This window comes from Piscinibacter gummiphilus, from assembly GCF_002116905.1.
Taxonomy (GTDB): Bacteria; Pseudomonadota; Gammaproteobacteria; order Burkholderiales; family Burkholderiaceae_C; genus Rhizobacter; species Rhizobacter gummiphilus.
The window spans coordinates 2,936,029-2,954,481 of the sequence record NZ_CP015118.1; the positions used below are offsets into that span (position 1 = coordinate 2,936,029).

General features: G+C 69.0%; 19 protein-coding genes. 12 read left to right on the forward strand and 7 right to left on the reverse strand.

Translation table 11 applies throughout. The annotated features are described in order from the left end of the window. The gene (locus A4W93_RS13120; RefSeq protein ID WP_085751027.1) at positions 1-930 is read right to left on the reverse strand and encodes a LysR family transcriptional regulator; all 930 of its coding nucleotides are present in this window, start codon (positions 928-930) and stop codon (positions 1-3) included. A gap of 150 nt (positions 931-1,080) precedes the next feature. Between A4W93_RS13120 and A4W93_RS13125 the strand changes: the two genes are divergently transcribed. Beyond that, positions 1,081-2,061 (forward strand): MBL fold metallo-hydrolase, encoded by a 981-nt coding sequence (locus A4W93_RS13125; RefSeq protein ID WP_085751028.1) that lies wholly within the window; start codon positions 1,081-1,083, stop codon positions 2,059-2,061. 46 nt (positions 2,062-2,107) lie between these two features. Here A4W93_RS13125 and ppsR read toward each other — a convergent pair whose 3' ends face one another. Next, positions 2,108-2,929, reverse strand: a complete 822-nt coding sequence (gene ppsR, locus A4W93_RS13130; RefSeq protein WP_085754156.1) for a posphoenolpyruvate synthetase regulatory kinase/phosphorylase PpsR — start codon at positions 2,927-2,929, stop codon at positions 2,108-2,110. 209 nt (positions 2,930-3,138) lie between these two features. Between ppsR and ppsA the strand changes: the two genes are divergently transcribed. The 9 genes from ppsA (at position 3,139) to dnaB (ending at position 11,472) form a co-directional block, all read left to right on the forward strand. Next, positions 3,139-5,535, forward strand: coding sequence for a phosphoenolpyruvate synthase (ppsA, locus tag A4W93_RS13135; RefSeq protein ID WP_085751029.1), 2,397 nt, complete (start codon positions 3,139-3,141; stop codon positions 5,533-5,535). An 18-nt stretch (positions 5,536-5,553) separates the two neighbouring features. Further along, on the forward strand, positions 5,554-5,850 hold the full coding sequence (locus A4W93_RS13140; RefSeq protein WP_085751030.1) for a hypothetical protein: 297 nt from the start codon (positions 5,554-5,556) through the stop codon (positions 5,848-5,850). Between the two features lie 80 nt (positions 5,851-5,930). After that, complete coding sequence (locus A4W93_RS13145) at positions 5,931-6,185, forward strand: DUF4212 domain-containing protein (RefSeq protein WP_085751031.1); 255 nt, start codon at positions 5,931-5,933, stop codon at positions 6,183-6,185. 1 nt (position 6,186) lies between these two features. After that, positions 6,187-8,298, forward strand: a complete 2,112-nt coding sequence (locus A4W93_RS13150) for a sodium:solute symporter family protein (protein WP_237357777.1) — start codon at positions 6,187-6,189, stop codon at positions 8,296-8,298. Positions 8,299-8,407: 109 nt separating this feature from the next. Beyond that, a complete protein-coding gene (gene rpsF / locus A4W93_RS13155; RefSeq protein WP_085751032.1) occupies positions 8,408-8,770 on the forward strand; it encodes a 30S ribosomal protein S6 in 363 nt (120 codons plus the stop codon). A 40-nt stretch (positions 8,771-8,810) separates the two neighbouring features. Next, the gene (priB, locus tag A4W93_RS13160) at positions 8,811-9,110 is read left to right on the forward strand and encodes a primosomal replication protein N (protein WP_085751033.1); all 300 of its coding nucleotides are present in this window, start codon (positions 8,811-8,813) and stop codon (positions 9,108-9,110) included. 10 nt (positions 9,111-9,120) lie between these two features. Next, entirely contained in the window at positions 9,121-9,411 is a 291-nt protein-coding gene (gene rpsR / locus A4W93_RS13165; RefSeq protein ID WP_085751034.1) for a 30S ribosomal protein S18, read from the forward strand. Between the two features lie 12 nt (positions 9,412-9,423). Continuing rightward, positions 9,424-9,876 carry a 50S ribosomal protein L9 gene (gene rplI / locus A4W93_RS13170; protein WP_085751035.1) on the forward strand — a complete coding sequence of 151 codons (453 nt, stop codon included), beginning with the start codon at positions 9,424-9,426 and terminating at the stop codon, positions 9,874-9,876. Between the two features lie 159 nt (positions 9,877-10,035). After that, positions 10,036-11,472, forward strand: a complete 1,437-nt coding sequence (gene dnaB, locus A4W93_RS13175; protein ID WP_085751036.1) for a replicative DNA helicase — start codon at positions 10,036-10,038, stop codon at positions 11,470-11,472. Positions 11,473-11,493: 21 nt separating this feature from the next. On the opposite strand, the gene A4W93_RS13180 is transcribed toward dnaB, so the two are convergent. Next, the gene (locus A4W93_RS13180) at positions 11,494-12,312 is read right to left on the reverse strand and encodes a carbohydrate ABC transporter permease (RefSeq protein WP_085751037.1); all 819 of its coding nucleotides are present in this window, start codon (positions 12,310-12,312) and stop codon (positions 11,494-11,496) included. A 1-nt stretch (position 12,313) separates the two neighbouring features. Continuing rightward, positions 12,314-13,204 (reverse strand): carbohydrate ABC transporter permease, encoded by an 891-nt coding sequence (locus tag A4W93_RS13185; protein ID WP_085751038.1) that lies wholly within the window; start codon positions 13,202-13,204, stop codon positions 12,314-12,316. A 175-nt stretch (positions 13,205-13,379) separates the two neighbouring features. Between A4W93_RS13185 and A4W93_RS13190 the strand changes: the two genes are divergently transcribed. Then, positions 13,380-14,729, forward strand: coding sequence for a hypothetical protein (locus A4W93_RS13190; RefSeq protein WP_157131649.1), 1,350 nt, complete (start codon positions 13,380-13,382; stop codon positions 14,727-14,729). A 19-nt stretch (positions 14,730-14,748) separates the two neighbouring features. Here the strand turns inward: A4W93_RS13190 and A4W93_RS13195 are convergent, their stop codons facing one another. Further along, entirely contained in the window at positions 14,749-15,348 is a 600-nt protein-coding gene (locus A4W93_RS13195; RefSeq protein WP_085751040.1) for a hypothetical protein, read from the reverse strand. Between the two features lie 259 nt (positions 15,349-15,607). Here A4W93_RS13195 and A4W93_RS13200 point away from each other — a divergent pair, with 259 nt between their 5' ends. Beyond that, complete coding sequence (locus tag A4W93_RS13200) at positions 15,608-15,862, forward strand: hypothetical protein (RefSeq protein WP_085751041.1); 255 nt, start codon at positions 15,608-15,610, stop codon at positions 15,860-15,862. Positions 15,863-15,996: 134 nt separating this feature from the next. Here the strand turns inward: A4W93_RS13200 and A4W93_RS13205 are convergent, their stop codons facing one another. After that, positions 15,997-16,392 carry an HrpB1 family type III secretion system apparatus protein gene (locus A4W93_RS13205; RefSeq protein ID WP_157782152.1) on the reverse strand — a complete coding sequence of 132 codons (396 nt, stop codon included), beginning with the start codon at positions 16,390-16,392 and terminating at the stop codon, positions 15,997-15,999. A gap of 21 nt (positions 16,393-16,413) precedes the next feature. Then, the gene (locus A4W93_RS13210) at positions 16,414-18,423 is read right to left on the reverse strand and encodes an HrpF/NolX family T3SS translocon protein (RefSeq protein ID WP_085751043.1); all 2,010 of its coding nucleotides are present in this window, start codon (positions 18,421-18,423) and stop codon (positions 16,414-16,416) included. Positions 18,424-18,453: the final 30 nt, after the last annotated feature.

The window sequence follows — 18,453 nt, forward strand, 5'->3', positions numbered from 1 at the left end:
TCAGTCCGCCGGTGCGTCGACGATCGACGCGATCACCTCGAACAGCCATCGCAGCGCTGGATCCTGCTCGCGCGCCGCATGGAACGCGATCACCACCTCGATGGGCGGCAACTCGAGTGGTGCCGGAGCGCGTACGAGCCCGAAGTCGCGTTGCCAGGACGGAGCCAGCACGTCCGGCACCGTGGCGATGGCGGGCACCTGCTGCAGCACGCGGGGCAGCGAGGAAAAACGCGGGCTGGTATAGGCCACGTGCCGCGAGCGGCCCAGTGTGCGCAGGGCCTCGTCCACCGTGCCCTCGAGCGCGTTGCGGTAGGTGACGAGCAGGTGGGGCAGGGCGACGTAGCGGTCGAGCGTCAGCGCGGCGTCGCCGCCGAGCAGGCCGGGGCGGTGCATGCAGCAGTAGTGCACGGTGGCCAGCGGGCGCTGGTGTTGCCAGCCGGGGGCGCCGTGGAACCCGCCCACGGCGAAGTCGACCTCCTCGCGCGCCAGCATGTCGGGGAGACGGAAGCGGTCGGTGATCAGCACCTGCACGCGGGCGTCCGGTGCATCGCGGTGCAGCCTGGCGAGCAGCGGGGCGAGCAGCCACGCGTCGACCCAGTCCGGCAGGCCGATGCGGAAGGTGCGCTGGGTGGCCCCGGGGTCGAACGCCGGTTCCTCGGTGACCAGCGCCTGGATCCCCTGGAGCACCGGGACGAGCGCGGCCTGCAGGGCCAGGGCGCGGGGCGTCGGCTGCATGCCGCCGGGAATGCGCACGAGCAGCGGATCGCCGAAGACAGCGCGCAGCCGCGCGAGGGCACCGCTCACCGCCGGCTGGCCCACGTGCAGGCAGGCCGCGGCCCGCGAGACGCTCCGCTCCCGCAGCAGCACGTGCAGCGTGATCAGCAGGTTGAGGTCGACGCCCCGGAAATCGCGCTCCCTGATATCGGTCATCAAGCCAATCGATTTGCGTGATACAGGGTTTCGATTGGATCATGCGTCCCAGCCGATTTCAAACGGCCCTGCGGACACAGGGCTTCGGGGCGGGCGTATTCTCCGCGCCGGATGTCCGCGTTCGATCTTCACCTTTCTGAAAGCACTCCCATGTTCGCCCTGACCCCGCTGAACCGCACCCTCCGCGCCGTCGCGCTCTCCGCCGCCTTCGCGGCCGGCTCGGCCGTCGCACTGCCCGTCCTGGCCGCCGCCCCCCAGGTCAAGACCCAGGCCCCCGGCTACTACCGCATGATGCTCGGCGACATCGAGGTCACCGCGCTGAGCGACGGCACCGTGGACTTGCCGGTCGACAAGCTGCTCGCCGCCCCGGCCGCGAAGACCCAGGCCGCGCTGGCCAAGGCCCACCTGAAGGTGCCGCTCGAAACCTCCGTGAACGCCTTCCTCGTCAACACCGGCTCGCGCCTCGTGCTGATCGACGCCGGCGCCGGTGCACTGTTCGGCCCCACGCTCGGCAAGCTGCTCGAGAACCTGCAGGCCGCCGGCTACAAGGCCGACCAGGTCGACGACATCGTCATCACCCACATGCACCCCGACCACGTGGGCGGCCTCGCCCCGCAGGGCACGCCGGTGTTCCCGAACGCCACGGTGCACGCCGACAAGGCCGACTCGGACTTCTGGCTCTCGAAGGCGAACCAGGACGCCGCCCCGGCCGAGTCCAAGGGCTTCTTCCAGGGCGCGATGGCGTCGTTGAACCCGTACGTGGCCGCCGGCCGCTTCAAGGCGTTCACGGCCGACACCGAGATCGCCCCGGGCGTGAAGTCGAGCGCCGCGCACGGCCACACGCCGGGCCACACCGTCTACGTGGTGGAGAGCAAGGGCGAGAAGCTGCTCCTGATCGGCGACCTGATCCACGTGGGCTCGGTGCAGCTCGACAACCCGGACGTCACCATCGCGTTCGACAGCGACCAGAAGCGCGCGCTGGCCGCCCGCAAGGCCGTGTTCGCCAAGGCGGCGAAGGAAGGCGCCGTCGTGGGGGCGTCGCACCTGCAGTTCCCGGGTCTGGGTCGCCTCGTGGCGCAGGGCAAGGGGTACCGCTGGGTGCCGGTGAACTACACGGCGCAGGTGCGCTGAGGCGGCACTCGGGGAGGGCGCCGCGGCGCCTTCCCGCGCGAGGAGGTCAGTACATCAACCGGTCCGGCCGGATGTCCCGCAGGATCGTGGTGGCGATCTCCTCGATCGACTTGTGCGTGGACGACAGCCACGAGATGCCCTCGCGGCGCATCATCGACTCGGCCTCGGCCACCTCGTGGCGGCAGTTCTCGATGCTCGCGTACTTGCTGTTCGGGCGCCGCTCGTTGCGGATCTCGCAGAGGCGCTCGGGCGCGATCGTGAGGCCGAAACACTTGGCCTTGTGGGGCGCCAGGCTGGCCGGGATGGCCCGCCGTTCGAAGTCTTCCGGGATCAGCGGGTAGTTGGCCGCCTTGATGCCGTGCTGCATGGCCAGGTAGAGCGACGTGGGCGTCTTGCCGCTGCGGCTCACGCCCACCAGGATCACGTCGGCCTGTTCCAGATTCTTGGCCGACTGGCCGTCGTCGTGGGCCAGCGAGAAGTTGATGGCCTCGATGCGGTCCGTGTACTCCTGGCTCTTCGAGATGTCGGAGAACCGGCCCACGCGGTGGTTCGACGTGATGCCGAACTCGGTTTCCAGCGGTTCGATGAAGGTGTTGAACATGTCCAGCACCATGCCCTTGCACTGGGTCTTGAGGATGGCCAGCAGCTCGGAGTCGACCAGCGTGACGAACACGATGGAGCGGCGGCCCTCCAGTTCGGTGGTGTGGTTGATCTCGCGGACCACCTGGTGCACCTTGTCGACGGTGTCGATGAACGGGCGGCGGACGTGGCGCGGCTTGATCGTGAACTGCGCCAGGATCGAGTTGCCGAAGGTCTCGGCGGTGATGCCGGTGCCGTCAGAGATGAAGTAAACGGTGCGATTGAGCATGAAAACCTGCAAGTGCGGGGGTTCCGACATGATAGGCAAAACCCCGTAGAATCCGGCCCAAGTCTTTCCCCATATGCACGGTCGATGCCTACACCCACTCGAACAACGCGCCTGACCGTGCGCGGCCATCTGCTGGAGCCCTCGAAGCATTGCTCGGGTTCGCTGGGCCATGGGAGCACACCGGTTTTTCATCATCACGGAGCTTTCCCATGTCAACCCCAAACCTGGCGACCGCCCTGGTCGTGCCGTTTGAACACCTGAGAATGACCGACGTCGAGTCGGTTGGCGGCAAAAACGCCTCATTGGGCGAAATGATCAGCCAACTGGCGGCCTCCGGGGTGCGTGTCCCCGGTGGTTTCGCGACCACCGCCCACGCGTTCCGGCAGTTCCTCGCCCACGACGGCCTGGCGGACCGCATCGCGAAGCGCCTCTCGACGCTGAACACCGACGACGTCCGAGCCCTGGCCGAGGCCGGTGCCGAGATCCGGCGCTGGATCGAGGAAACCCCGTTCCCGGCCGACCTGCAGGCCGCCATCACCACCGAGTTCGCGAAGCTCACGGCCGGCAGCCCCGGCGCGTCCTTCGCCGTCCGTTCGTCCGCCACCGCGGAAGACCTGCCCGACGCCAGCTTCGCCGGCCAGCAGGAAACCTTCCTGAACGTGGTGGGCATCGACGACGTGCTGCACAAGATGAAGGAGGTGTTCGCCAGCCTCTACAACGACCGTGCCATCAGCTACCGCGTCCACAAGGGCTTCGCGCACAGCGACGTCGCCCTGTCGGCCGGCGTGCAGCGCATGGTGCGCTCCGACCTCGGTGCGGCCGGCGTGATGTTCACGATGGACACCGAAAGCGGCTTCAAGGACGTGGTGTTCATCACGTCCAGCTACGGCCTGGGCGAGACGGTGGTGCAGGGCGCGGTGAACCCCGACGAGTTCTACGTCCACAAGCCTTCGCTGAAGAACGGCAAGGTCGCGGTCATCCGCCGCAACCTCGGCTCGAAGCTCATCAAGATGGAGTTCGCCACGCCGGAAGAGAAGGCGAAGAGCGGCAAGCTCGTCAAGACGGTCGACACCGCCACCGAGCTGCGCAACCGCTACTCGCTGAGCGATGCCGACGTGACCGACCTCGCGAAGTACGCCCTGATCATCGAGCAGCACTACGGCCGCCCGATGGACATCGAGTGGGGCAAGGACGGTGGCGACGGCCAGCTCTACATCCTGCAGGCCCGCCCGGAGACGGTGAAGAGCCAGCAGGCCGGCAAGGCCGAGCAGCGCTACAAGCTCAAGGGCACGGGCACCGTGCTCGTGGAAGGCCGCGCCATCGGCCAGAAGATCGGCACCGGCCCCGTGCGCATCGTGCACAGCCTGGCCGACATGGACACGGTGCAGCCCGGCGACGTGCTGGTCACCGACATGACCGACCCCAACTGGGAGCCGGTGATGAAACGGGCCGCGGCCATCGTGACGAACCGCGGCGGCCGCACCTGCCACGCCGCCATCATCGCGCGCGAGCTGGGCATCCCGGCGGTCGTGGGCTGCGAGAACGCCACCGACGTCCTGAAGGACGGTTCGCTGGTGACGGTCGCCTGCTCCGAGGGTGACACGGGCTACATCTACGACGGCCTGCTCGAGACCGAGGTCAGCGAGGTGCAGCGCGGCGAACTGCCGTACTGCCCCATCAAGATCATGATGAACGTGGGCAACCCGCAGCTCGCCTTCGACTTCGCCCAGATGCCCAACAGCGGTGTCGGCCTGGCGCGCCTCGAGTTCATCATCAACAACAACATCGGGGTGCACCCGAAGGCCATCCTCGACTACCCGAACATCGACCCCGACCTGAAGAAGGCAGTCGAGTCCGTGGCGCGCGGTCACGCGTCGCCGCGCGCCTTCTACGTCGAGAAGCTGGTCGAGGGCATCGCCACCATCGGCGCGGCCTTCTGGCCGAAGCCGGTGATCGTCCGCCTGTCCGACTTCAAGAGCAACGAGTACCGCAAGCTGATCGGCGGTTCTCGCTACGAGCCGGAAGAAGAGAACCCGATGATCGGCTTCCGCGGCGCGGCGCGCTACGTGGCCGAGACCTTCCGCGAAGCCTTCGCGATGGAGTGCGAGGCGCTCAAGCGCGTGCGCGGCGAGATGGGCCTCACCAACGTCGAGATCATGGTGCCGTTCGTGCGCACGCTCAGCCAGGCCAAGCTCGTCACCGAGATGCTGGCCGAGCAGGGTCTCAAGCGCGGCCAGGATGACCTGCGCCTGATCATGATGTGCGAGGTGCCCAGCAACGCCGTGCTCGCCGAGCAGTTCCTCGAGTACTTCGACGGCATGTCGATCGGCTCGAACGACCTGACGCAGCTCACGCTCGGCGTGGACCGCGACTCGGGCCTCGAGATCCTGTCGCGCGACTTCGACGAACGCGACCCGGCCGTGAAGGCGCTGATCTCGCGAGCCATCGCGGCGTGCCGCGCCGTCGGCAAGTACGTCGGCATCTGCGGCCAGGGCCCCAGCGACCACCCCGACTTCGCCGACTGGCTCGCCCAGGAAGGCATCGTGTCGATCTCGCTGAACCCGGACACGGTCGTCGACACCTGGCAGCGCCTCGCCAAGGGCTGATCCAGCGCGACGGCGGCCGTGCCCGAGTCCCTGCTGCTCGCACGGTCGCTGAAGCTGCTGGCCGAGATCGCGCTCCTCGCGTGGCTCGGCCAGGCGGCGCTCGGCGCGCTCCTCGGCGCCGGGCGTGACCGCAACGTGGTGTATGGCCTGTTCCGGGCCGTCACGTCACCACTGCGGTGGGTGTCCGGCCGGTGGCCCACCGGCTGGTCGCCCCGGGTGCGCACCTCGCTCACCGTCGTCCTGCTCCTCCTGCTGTGGATTGGCGCGCTCGCCTGGAAGGTGAGCCTGTGCCTCGGCGCGGCCGCCTGCCGCTGACCGCCACGCGCGGGTTCTCCGGGATCGACACGCCCCGCGGGGGCGACCCAGAATGCCGGGTCCGGTCCGGAGCCCTTCCCGTGCATTCCCCTTCCGCTTCCGATCCACCCCGCTGGCGCCTCGTTCGCGCCGTGACCCTGGTGCTGCTGGCCGTGTGGTTCGGGGTCACCTTCGTCACGACGTTCTTCGCCCGTGGGCTCGACCTCCGCTGGTTCGGCTGGCCGCTGAACTACTGGATCGCCTCCCAGGGGGCGCTGCTCGTGTTCCTGCTGCTGATCGGCGTGTACGCCTTCGTGATGGATCGCCTCGACGCGGCCGACGCGGAGGCGGGCTGACGTGTTCCGTTTCTTCCCGGTGCCGGGGCCTCGTTCGTTCACGCAGCAGCTCAACCGCGTCTACGCCGGCTACACCGTTGGCCTCCTGTTCTTCATCGCCGCGCTGGCCATGCTGGAGCAGATGGGCCTCGGCAAGCGCTGGATCGGGCTGATCTTCCTGCTGTCCACCGTCGTGCTGTACGCGGGCATCGGCATGCTGTGCCGCACCACCGACGCCGACGAGTACTTCGTGGCCGGCCGGCGGGTGCCGGCGGCCTACAACGGCATGGCCACGGCGGCGGACTGGATGTCGGCCGCGTCCTTCATCAGCCTGGCGGGCACGGTGTACCTGCAGGGCTATGCCGGCCTCGCGTTCATCCTCGGGTGGACGGGTGGCTACTGCCTCGTGGCGCTGCTGCTGGCGCCGTACCTGCGCAAGTTCGGCGGCTACACCATCCCCGACTTCCTCGGCGAGCGCTACGGCGGCAACCTCGCCCGCGGCGTCGCGGTGCTGGCCACCGTGCTGTGCTCGTTCCTGTACGTGGTGGCGCAGATCTACGGGGTGGGCCTGATCACCGCGCGGCTCACCGGCGTCACGTTCGAGATCGGCATCTTCCTGGGCCTCGGCGGCGTGCTGGTGTGTTCGTTCCTCGGAGGCATGCGGGCGGTGACGTGGACCCAGGTCGCCCAGTACATCGTGCTGATCATGGCCTACCTGGTGCCCGTGGTGTGGCTGTCGGTGAAGCAGACCGGCGACCTCGTGCCGCAGGCGATGTACGGCGCCCAGCTGCAGCAGTTGAGCGAACGCGAGCGGCAGCTCGAGCACGATCCGAAGGAGCTGGAGGTGAGGGCGCTCTTCCAGGCGCGGGCCGACGAACAGCGCTCGCGGCTCGCCGACGTGCCCGCCGCGCTGGCGCGCGAGCACGACCTGGCCCGCGCGCGGGTCGACGCCCTCCGCACCGCGCAGGCGTCCCAGGCCGAACGCCAGGCGGCCGAGCGGGCGCTGGCCGCGCTGCCGGTGGACGAGGCCGCGGCCCGTGCGGCGTGGACGCAGGCGCAGGCCGGCGACGAGATGCGGTCCCGCCCGCTCGGCGGCATGCCGCCCCACGCGACGCCGTTCGCGGGCGACCCGGACGGCAGCGAGGTCGACCGCGCGGCCTTCGACGACTCGCGCAACAACTTCCTGGCCCTCGTGTTCTGCCTGATGGTGGGCACGGCGGCGCTGCCCCACGTGCTGATCCGCTGCTATACCACGCCCTCGGTGCGGCAGACGCGGCAGTCGGTGACGTGGTCGCTCGTGTTCATCCTGCTGCTGTACCTGTCGGCGCCGGCGCTCGCGGTGATGGTCAAGCACGAGGTGTTCACGTCCCTCGTGGGCACGCCGTTCGACCGCCTGCCGGCCTGGATCGCCCACTGGACGAAGGTGGATCCGACCCTGCTGTCGGTCGTCGACATCAACCTCGACGGGCTGCTGCAGCTGGGCGAGATCCGCATCGGGGCCGACATCGTGATGCTCGCCACGCCCGAGATCGGCGGATTGCCCTACGTGGTCTCGGGCATGGTGGCCGCCGGCGGGCTGGCCGCGGCGCTGTCCACCGCCGACGGCCTGCTGCTGACCATCGCCAACGCCTTGTCGCATGACCTGTACCACCGCATGGTCGACCCGCACGCCTCGGCCCGGCGGCGGGTGATGCTGTCGAAGATGCTGCTGCTCCTCGTGGCCCTGGCCGCGGCGGCGGTCGCCGCGCAGCGGCCCACCGACATCGTCTTCCTGGTGTCGGCCGCCTTCTCGATCGCCGCCTCGGCGTTTTTCCCGGCCCTGGTGCTGGCGGTGTTCTGGCGCCGGGCCAACGGGTGGGGCGCGGTGTGCGGCATGGCGGCCGGCCTCGCCCTGGCGCTGTACTACATGGTGCGCAACGAGACCTGGCTGCGGGGCGTGTTCGGGGTCACGACCGAACCCTGGCTCTGGTTCGGCATCCAGCCCATCTCGGCCGGGGTGTTCGGCGTGCCGCTGGGCTTCGTGGTGATGGCGGTGGTGAGCCTGCTCACCGGGCCTCCCGATGCCCGTGCCATGGCCCTGGTGGACCGGCTCCGGGCCCCGGCGGAAGCGGCTCCCGCCTCCGCGAGGACATGATCTTCCAGACGCCGCTCTTTTCGGAGTACAATCGCGGGCTCACCTTGCCACACCCGACTGAATTGACGCTTCGGGGTGGCTTCCTCCACGGAAATCAGAAGGAGTTCCAATGCGTCACTATGAAATCATCCTGCTCATCCATCCGGATCAGAGCGAACAGGTTCCGGCCATGCTGGAGCGCTACAAGGGCATCGTCACCGCCGCCGGCGGCAAGGTGCACCGCGTGGAAGATTGGGGCCGCCGTCAAATGGCGTACCTGATCCAGAAGCTCGCCAAGGCTCACTACCTGTGCATCAACATCGAAGTCAGCAAGGAAGCCCTTGCCGAACTCGAGACCGGCTTCCGTTTCAACGACGCCGTGCTGCGCCACCTGACCGTCGTCAAGACCAAGGCCGAGACCGGCCCGTCCGTCATGATGAAGTCGGTCGAGCGCGAAGACGCCCGCAAGGCGCCGCAAGAGGCATCGGCCTGACGAACACGACTGTGCCTGCGACGCCGTCCGCGTTGGCCGCATGAACCGCCTGGTTCTGCAAGCCGAAGTGGTCGAACGGAGCGCGGCGCGATACACCCCGGCAGGCTTGCCGGTCTGCGAGTTGAGCCTCCGGCACGAATCGCAGCTCTCCGAAGCCGGCCAGCCCCGCAAGGTCTCCATGGAGATCCGCTCCGTGGGCATCGGTGAGATCGCATCGCAACTCCAGCGTCTGGAGATCGGGGCATCCGGCCAGTTCGCCGGTTTCCTGACCAACCAGCGCAACGGCCGCGGCATCGTGTTCCATGTGACCGAATTCAATCGTTCCGGATCAAATAGTTAAGAGGTGAAATATGGCTCCCCCACGTGGTAAAGGTCGGTTCTCGAAGGACCGCAAGCCCAAGCGCAACCAACAATCCCTGCTGTTCCGCCGCAAGCGCTTCTGCCGCTTCACGGTGACCGGTGTCGAAGAGATCGACTACAAGGACATCGACACGCTGCGCGACTTCATCGGCGAAAACGGCAAGATCACGCCCGCCCGCCTGACCGGCACGCGCGCGTTCTTCCAGCGCCAGCTGACCACCTGCATCAAGCGCGCTCGTTTCCTGGCCCTGCTGCCGTACAGCGACCAGCACAAGGTCTAAGGAGCAACGAACATGCAAATCATCCTGCTCGAAAAAGTCGCCAACCTCGGCAACCTCGGCGATGTCGTCAAGGTCAAGGACGGCTACGCCCGCAACTTCCTGATCCCGACCCGCCAGGCGCGCCGCGCCACGGAATCGGCCATCAAGGAATTCGAAGCCCGCCGTGCCGAACTGGAAAAGGCCGCCGCTGAAAAGCTGGCCGCCGCGCAAGCCCTGGGCGAAAAGATGAGCGGCCGCACGGTCCACATCACCCAGAAGGCCGGTGTCGACGGTCGCCTGTTCGGTTCGGTCACGAACCAGGACATCGCCGAAGCGCTCACGCGCATCGACTTCAAGGTCGCCAAGGCGCAGGTTCGCCTGCCCAACGGCCCGCTGAAGACGGTCGGCGAGCACGCCGTGACGGTGGCTCCGCACACGGACGTCGTGGTCGAAGTGAAGGTCGTGGTCGTCGGCGAAACCGACTGATCCTGCTTCACCCGCGAGTCCGAGGGGCCGGCTTCTGCCGGCCCTTTTTCATTCCGGTCCGCTCTTTTGTGTTCCTTTGGTGCTTGTGCACCGGCTGCCCACGGGAAGTCCACAGACTTGCCCACAGCCGAGGTGCGTCCGCGCCCGTATGATCCGACGATGTCCGCAGTCTTCTCGAACCCCGAATCCCTCTCGTCGCCGGGCGCCGCCACGGGCGACGACGAAGTCGCCCGCCTGCGGGTCCCGCCGCACTCGGTCGAGGCCGAACAGGCCGTGCTCGCCGGCCTGCTGCTCGACAACAGCGCCTGGGACCGCGCCGGCGACCTGGTCAAGGAATCCGACTTCTATCGGGCCGAGCACCGGCTGATCTTCGGTGCGCTCGCCACGCTGATCAACGCGGGCAAGCCGGCCGACGTGATCACGGTGTTCGAGCACCTGCAGACGCACGGCAAGACCGAGGAGTGCGGCGGCCTCGTGTACCTGAACGCGCTGGCGCAGAGCGTGCCCAGCGCGGCCAACCTGCGCCGCTATTCCGAGATCGTGCGCGAGCGGTCGGTGCTGCGCAAGCTCGTTGCCACCAGCGACGAGATCGCCACCGCGGCGTTCAACCCGCAGGGGCGCCTCGCGTCGGACATCCTCGACGAGGCCGAAAGCAAGATCTTCAAGATCGGCGAGGAAGGCTCGCGTTCGCGCGAAGGCTTCCTCAGCATGGACCAGCTCGTGGTCGACCTGATCGACCGCGTCAACGAACTGCACGAGAACGGCGCCGAGGAGGTGACCGGCGTCAGCACGGGCCTGTACGACCTGGACCGCATGACGGCCGGCCTGCAGCCGGGCGACCTGATCGTGCTGGCCGCCCGCCCGTCGATGGGCAAGACCGCCTTCGCGCTGAACATCGCCGAGAACGTCGCCGTCAACGAAGGCCTGCCGGTCATCGTGTTCTCGATGGAAATGGGCGCCGCGCAGCTGGCGCTTCGGGTGGTGGGTTCGCTCGGCCGCATCGACCAGGGCCACCTGCGCACCGGCGCGCTGCGCGACGACGAATGGGGCCGCCTGGCCGAGGCCGTCGAGAAGCTCGGCAAGGTCAGCATGTACATCGACGAAGGCTCTGCGCTGAGCCCGAGCGAACTGCGCGCGCGCTCGCGCCGCCAGGCGCGCATCAGCGGTCAGATCGGCCTCATCGTCATCGACTACATCCAGCTCATGAGCGGCAACGGCGGCGGCAGCGAGGAGAACCGCGCCACCGTCGTGGGCGAGATCTCGCGGAGCCTGAAGTCCCTCGCGAAGGAACTGAAGTGCCCGGTGATCGCGCTGTCGCAGCTGAACCGGAGCGTGGAAACGCGCACCGACAAGCGTCCCATGATGAGCGACCTCCGCGAATCCGGCGCCATCGAGCAGGACGCGGACGTGATCATGTTCATCTACCGCGACGACTACTACAACCGCGAGACCAGCAAGGAACCGGGTGTGGCGGAGATCATCATCGCCAAGCAGCGGAACGGTCCGGTGGGCACCTGCAAGGTCGCGTTCCTGAAGCCGCTGACCAAGTTCGACAACCTGGCGCCGGGCTACGCGCAGGGCGGCGACGAGTACTGATCGGGCGCGACGGCCCCGGCGTCACTTCGTGGCGCCGAAGGTCAGGCCCTGCACCAGCTGCTTCTGGCAGAACCAGCCGAACACCACGACGGGTGCGATCGCCATCAGCGAGGCGGCCGACAGCTTCGCCCAGAACAGGCCCTCGGGGCTGGCATACGACGCGATCAGCCCGGCCAGCGTGGCCGCGTGGGCCGACGTGAGGTTGAGCGACCAGAAGGCCTCGTTCCAGGCCAGCACGAGGCACAGCAGCCCGGTGCTCGCGATGCCACCCTTCGTGAGCGGCAGCACCACGTGGCGGAACTCCGCCCACGTCGACGCGCCGTCGAGGCGCGAGGCCTCGATGATCTCCCTCGGCACGTCCTTGAACGCGCTGTAGAGCATCCACACCATGATCGGCAGGTTCGTCATCGTGAAGACGGCGACGAGGCTCCACAGCGAGTCCAGCAGCCCGGCCGACTGCGCCAGCACGTAGACCGGCAGCAGCGCGCCCACCGCCGGCATCATCTTCGTCGACAGCATCCACATCAGCAGGCCGCGTGTGTTGCGCGTGCGGAAGAACACCATCGCGTACGCGGCCGGTGCGGCGAGCAGCAGGCCCAGCACCGTGGAGGCCACGCTCGACACGAGCGAGTTGCCCGCATGGCGCAGGTAGTCGCTGCGCGCGTTCACCTCGGCGAAGGTGTCCAGCGTCGGGGTGAAGAACGCCCGAGGCGGCACGGCGATGGCCTGCATCTCCGTCTTGAACGCCGTGAGGCCGAGCCAGAACAGCGGGAAGAACAGCAGCAGTGCGGCGCTCCAGGCGGAGAGGGTGCGGACCCACGGGATGGCGAGGCGATTCATGTCAGTCGAGGTTCCTGCCGACGAGGTGGATCAGGAACACCGCCGCGACGTTGGCCAGCAGCACCGCGATCAGCGCCCCGGCCGAGGCCACGCCCACGTCGAAGTTCATCAGCGCCTGCTTGTAGACCAGGAACGCGAGGTTCGTGCTCTCGTTGCCGGGGCCGCCCGACGTGGTGGTGAAAATCTCGGCGAACACACTCAGCAGGAAGATCATCTCGATCATCACGACGACGGCGATGGAACGGCCGAGGTGCGGCAGCACGAAATGGCGGAACCGCTGGAAGCGGCTGGCCCCGTCCAGCCGGGCCGCGTCGAGCAGTTCACGGTCGAGGGACTGCAGCGCGGTGATGAACACCAGGCACGCGAACGGCAGCCATTGCCACGACAGCATGATCACCACCGACAGCAGCGGCACGTCGGTCATCCAGTCGACCGGCGTGGCACCGAAGAATGCCCACACCTGGGCGAGCAGGCCGTGGATCGGGTTCATCATCATGTGCTTCCACAGCAGCGCGTTGACCGTGGGCATCACGAAGAAGGGCGAGACCAGCAGCACGCGCACGATCCCGCGGCCCGGGAACGGCTCGTTCACCAGCAGCGCGAGGCCCGTGCCCAGCACCACCGTGATCGCGATCACCGAGGCGGACAGCACGAGCGTGTGGCGCACCGACGGCCAGAAGTCCGGGTCGGTCAGGAAGTAGTGGTAGTTCTCCAGGCCGGCGAAGCCGTGTTCGCCGGGCTGCATCAGGTTGTAGCGGATCAGCGAGAACCAGACCGTCATCGCGAGCGGCACGATCATCCACAGGAACAGCGTGACCACCGCGGGCGCGAGCAGCAGGCGGCGCGTCCGGTGCGACGGGCGGTGACGGAGGGGGGCGGGGAGGGCGTTCATCGGTTCGGGGAGGATGCCGGCCGCGGATGACCCGCGTGCGGCACGCAGGGTTCCGCCGCAAGTGCCGTGCCGGCTTCGCGGGACTGGCGGTGCCTTCGGGTCCGCACCGCGCGGTCACGGCCACGCCCTCCACGATGGGGCAGTTCTTCGGATTCGATCGACCAGGGAACGCCCGTTGCGACACTTCCACCTGAGCAAGCCATCCTGGCTGAGCCGCTCCGCCCCCGCGGAGAAACCGGCCGAGCCTCGTGCCGCCCCGAAGGGCCCGCCGCCGCTGCCGCCGCGGTCCGCGACGGGGCTGCCGTCGACCCGGCCGGGGGCGACGATCGGCACCACCACACCCATGGGCACCTTCGCCGCCCGGCAGCCGCTGACCACGGGCCTGGGCAAGCTGTCGGCGCTGCGCGACCGCACCGTCACGCCGGCCGCGCAGCCGGCGGTGCTCGCGAGTGTCGACCTGGCGGGCAACCTGGCCACCCGCAGCGTGCGCGTGCCCCCGATGAACGTCTCGGTCACGTGCAGCGATCCGAGGCTGCTCGCGCACTACGGGGACGGGCGCGAGAGCATCGTGCTCCAGCGCCTGCAGATGAAGGCGTTCGAGTCGATCCAGGAAGCTTCCCGCGAGGTGCAGGCGGCCATCCGCGACTTCGACGACGCGATGACCCGGCAGCCGCCCGCGTCGCCCCGGGAAGCCGCGGAACGGCAGCGCACGTTCGAGTCGGTGTGCCGGAACATCGCATCGGCCCAGCAGGCGAACATCGACCGCGCCGTGCAGCAGGAATGGGGGATGCAGAAGCAGCGCGACACGGCGCTGCTGGCCAGCAACGTTCGCTTCGGCGTGAAGCTGACGATGCAGACGGTGTCGGTGGCCGCGAACGCCACCACCACGGCGCTGCTGCCCAATCCGCTCAGTCCCGCGAAGGCCGCCTACTCGCTGTTCCGCATGGGTCAGACGATCCAGCAGTTCGCGAAGGACCGCGAGCAGGCCGCGCGATCCATCGAGAAGGGCGACGCGGCGCTCGTGAAGCTGCAGGCGGGGGACGCGGCCGATGGCGGCGGCGCGCATGGCTGGCGCACGCGCACGCGCGAGCTGGTCTCGGCGGTCCACGTGCCGTTCACGCAGAAGCTGTTCCGCTCGGTGCACCACCAGGAGCAGAAGCTCGACGAGTTCCTCGCGAAGTCGGCGCGTGTCGACAAGGAAACGCGGGCGATGTACGCCCAGGCCCACGAGCTGATGGCCACGCTGGCCGACCTGCCGGAGCCGCCACCCGGCCGGCCCGATCCCCACGCCGACATGCGCCGCGAGGTGGGCGGGCTGCTGGACTCGCTCGGCGACCTGATGCAGTCGATCGAACGCGACAACGCGTTCTACCGGCACCACCAGGACCGCTGCCGCGCCTTCCATGCGAAACAGCCGGCCGGGCTCGCGCAGCAGGCCGACGCCGTGGACTGGGGGGCGTCGGCGCTGCGGGTGGGGCGTTTCGCCGGCAACCTCGCGAAGATCGCCGCCCACCTCGGCGCCTGACGGCGCCGGGTACGGCCGCTCAGTCCCGCTTCCAGCGGTCCTCGTCCTCGGTGCGCTCGGACGACGGCAGCCGGACCTTCGACGGGCCGGCCGGGGCCGGAGAACCGATCGCCTCGGCGGCCATGCCCGTCGGGATGTCGTGCGTCTCCGTCTCGGCTTCGACGCGGTTCGGCGCCTGCGCCTCCGTGGCCTCGGCGTCCGCGGCAGCCCGAGCCTCCGCCACGAACCCGTCGTACTCCGACCGCACGCGCTGGAAGGTGGCTTCGGCCTCCCGCAGGATCTGTCCGGCGATGCCCGCGGCGGGGTGCGACGCCAGCTTCGCGGCCTGCCTGCCGGCCCGCTCGCGGAGCAGGCTGGAGCGGCCCATCGCCTCGGCCAGCGCCACCCCCGCGCGGCGTGTCGCCATCCCGAGGTTCGCGGGCGGCGTGGCGCCGGCCTCCGCGGCGGGGAGCCTCGCCCGCAGGTGCATCGCACCGTGTTCCGCCTTGTCGGCGAGCTTGCGCCCGACGTGCTGGAGCACGCCCGCGGCGGCGTCCTGGACGGCCGGGTCCCGCAGGGTCTGCCGTGCGATGTCGGCGACGGTGTGGAGGGCCCGGGTGAGGTTCGGCTTGTGGCTCATGGTCGTGCCCCTGCGGCAGGTGGAGGTCCTTGCACTGTGGGGGCGAGTGCGGGCCCGGCGGGCCGCACGCCCGAAGCCGGCGATGCCGGAGCGAAGCGCCTTTGCCGATGCACGCCGTGGCGGCGGGATGTGGCCAGCACCGCGCGGCAGGCTTCGCCGGTGTGGCGGCCGCTTCGGATGCAAGGCGTTACCACTGGTTGCGGGCAGCAATAGTCATGGCACGGGTCCGCACCGGAGACGGGCCCGGAAGGAGGACTTCATGCTCACCCAGGAAATGCTCGACACGATCGAACGTGATGCCGCGGCCACCCCTGCCCGGGTTCTGCGGATGCACGCCACCACCATCCGCGCGGACCTGGCCCGGGCGCACGCGCCCGCGCTGCGGGCGGCGGCCGAGGCCTTGCTGCTGAAGCTCGACCACCTGGAGCGGTGCGACCGGGTGGCGACCGCAGGGCCGCTCGCGTACCTGTCGCCCTCGCTGCTCGTGCTGCCGCCCCTGGCGGCCGCGGCCTGACGCCTCCCGGCGTCGCGCGATCCCGGGGACCGGTGAATGCCGGTCCCCTTTTTTTCGTCGCCCGTTCCGGCGGGGAGCGATCCAAAAAAAGGGGCCGGCTCGCGCCGGCCCCAAGGCTCTTCGACCGCGTGGCGCTACGCGGCCACCTCCTCCCGGAGGCCTGCAAGAATCGATGAACCCAGCTCGTCCTGCGCGGCCCGTTCGGCTTCGAACGCGCGCAGGCGCCACGCGGGGTCCTTCTGCGCGTGCAGCGTGTAGGCGAGCAGGGCGCCGACGAGCGGCACGCGGTCCGCGTGCCGCTCGACACCCTCCAGCGCTTCGCGTGCCGGCTGCAGGTCGCCGGCCAGCAGGTGGCGCTGGGCCAGCGCGATCGACAGCTCGGGCCAGTCGGGCCGCGCGGCGTGCAGGGCCTGCAGCGTCGCGAGCACATCGTCGGACGCGCTGTCGTCGGCAGCGACCGACAGCACGCCGACCAGTGCCTCGAACACCTCGTCGGTCAACGGGGGAGGGGTTTGGGAAAGGGATGGCATGCGGTGGGTCTCCATGGTGGATCAGGCCGCCCGCTGCTGCTGGTAGCCGTGGACTTCGTTGGTGACCTGGCCGGTCACCTCGGCCTTGGCACCGGACTCCTCGAAGGCGGTCATCGCACCGTTCTTGGTGGTGCTCTTGGCGGCCTCCTTGCCGGCTTCCTTGGCGAGTTCGCCCTTCGTGATGTCGGTGCTGTTGTTCACCGCCTGGTTCGCCCAGGTCTTGCCGCCGGTCTTGGCGCCCTGTTCGGCCGCCTCGCCCGCCGCCTTGCCGACGGCCTTGCCGCCGCCCGGGATCACGACACCGACCGCGGTGCTCGCCACCCCGATGCCGGCGCTGACCGCGGCACCCTTCACGTCACCGCCTTCCAGCGCCGTCGAGGCGACCTTCGCCGCACCCGAGGCCGCCTTCGCGCCCACCGCACCCGCGGCGGCCAGCCAGCTCAGGCCGGGGATCTTCAGGTTGGCGACCACGCTCAGCACATCCGACACCACCCCCGTGATGAACGAGTAGGCCTTCAGGAAGAAGTTGGCGATGTCGCGCAGCTGGCCACCCTTCTTGTGCTTGTTGTCCGGCTGGTTGTACGTGCCGTCCGACATGTCCTGCGCGGCCTGGGCCGCGGCGGTATTCTGCGTGCGGGCGGCCTGCCCGGTGCGGCCGGACTTCTCCGCGGCACCCGTCTCGGCCGCCGGCAGCGTCTTCTCGGCCGGTGCGACCGTCTTGTTGCGGTCCTTCAGCACACGGTCCAGGTCGCCCTGGCCGATGCTGCGGTCGTCGGCCGCGTGGATCGCATTGCCGCCGTGGCCGTGCTTGCCGTTGTCGAGCATGTTGAACAGCAGCGAACCCTTCTTGTCGAGCAGCGCCGTCGCGGCCTCGCGCACCTCGGGTTTCGCGGCCGGATCCTCGGAGATCTGCTTGAGCTTCTTGTCGTTCAGCGCGCCCTTGCCGAAGAAGGCGTCGCGGTTCTCGTCGAGCACCTTCAGCGTCTTGTCTTCCGAGGGCGTCAGCTCCATCGACTTCGTGACGCGATTGGCCAGCCCGTCCTTGCGGATGGACTCGTTCGCGCCCTTGCCCATGTCCTTCTCCCAGGCGGCCGGGTTGTCGACGTAGAACTTCGCCGCGGCCACGAGCTGCGGCGGGCACTTGCCCTGTTCGGACGTGCCGTCGACGATCTTCTGCAGGCTCTCGCGCGAGACGTGTTTCGGCAGGTTGTCCGAGTAGCGGAAGAGTTCGCGCTGCGCATCGTTGTTGGTGATGGGGCGCGGCTTCGCGTTGGGGTCCTTCGAGTCCGACGGGATGTAGGTCTGCTCGAAGTCCTCGGCCTTCTGCTCGGCGAACGCCTTGTTCGCCGAGTTCGACTGCAGGATGTTGATGTCCTTCGCGCTGATCTTGCCGTCGGTCTTGCCCGTCTTGGCCTTGTCGAGCGCCTCCATCATCTGCGGGTCGGCCTTCAGGTCCTGGATCGCGCGCTTGAGGTCGGGCGGCGTCTTCTCGTCCTTGAGCATCTTGTCGAGGCCGTCGCCGTCCACGGCCTTCTTGAACTTGCCTTCGTGCCGGCCGAGGATCGCGATGGTTTCCATGCGCTTCTGCTCGACCGCCGGATCGGCCGCGGCCGCCTGCGGCTTCTGCATGCAGGGGTCGCACGCCTGCTGCGACTGCGAGTCGCCGGAGATGGGCGACCCGGCGCTGAACGCCGAGTTGCACAGCTGGCGCACGAGGTCGACGAACTTGGCGAAGTCGAGTTCGCCTTGCTGCGGCTTCGCGGCGGGCTTGTCGTTCACGTTCTCGAGGGCGGGCGACGAGGCCGGCTTGTCGAGCGCGCCGCCGGCGGCGCCGCAGCCGCCGCCCTGGCCCTGGGCGCCCTGGAGCTGGCTCCGGAGCATCAGGAGGGCCGCGCCCCAGATGGCCGCGGCGAGGGGAGAGGGCATGCCGGGTGGCTTGCAGGACGCGGGTTGCCGCGCGCAGCCCTGCATCGCGGCGCCGGGCGCAGCGAAGAGGGCCGATTGCGGTTGCCGCGAGACGGTCGTGTTCATGGGTGGATCCTTCGGTGGGTGGAGGAGGGA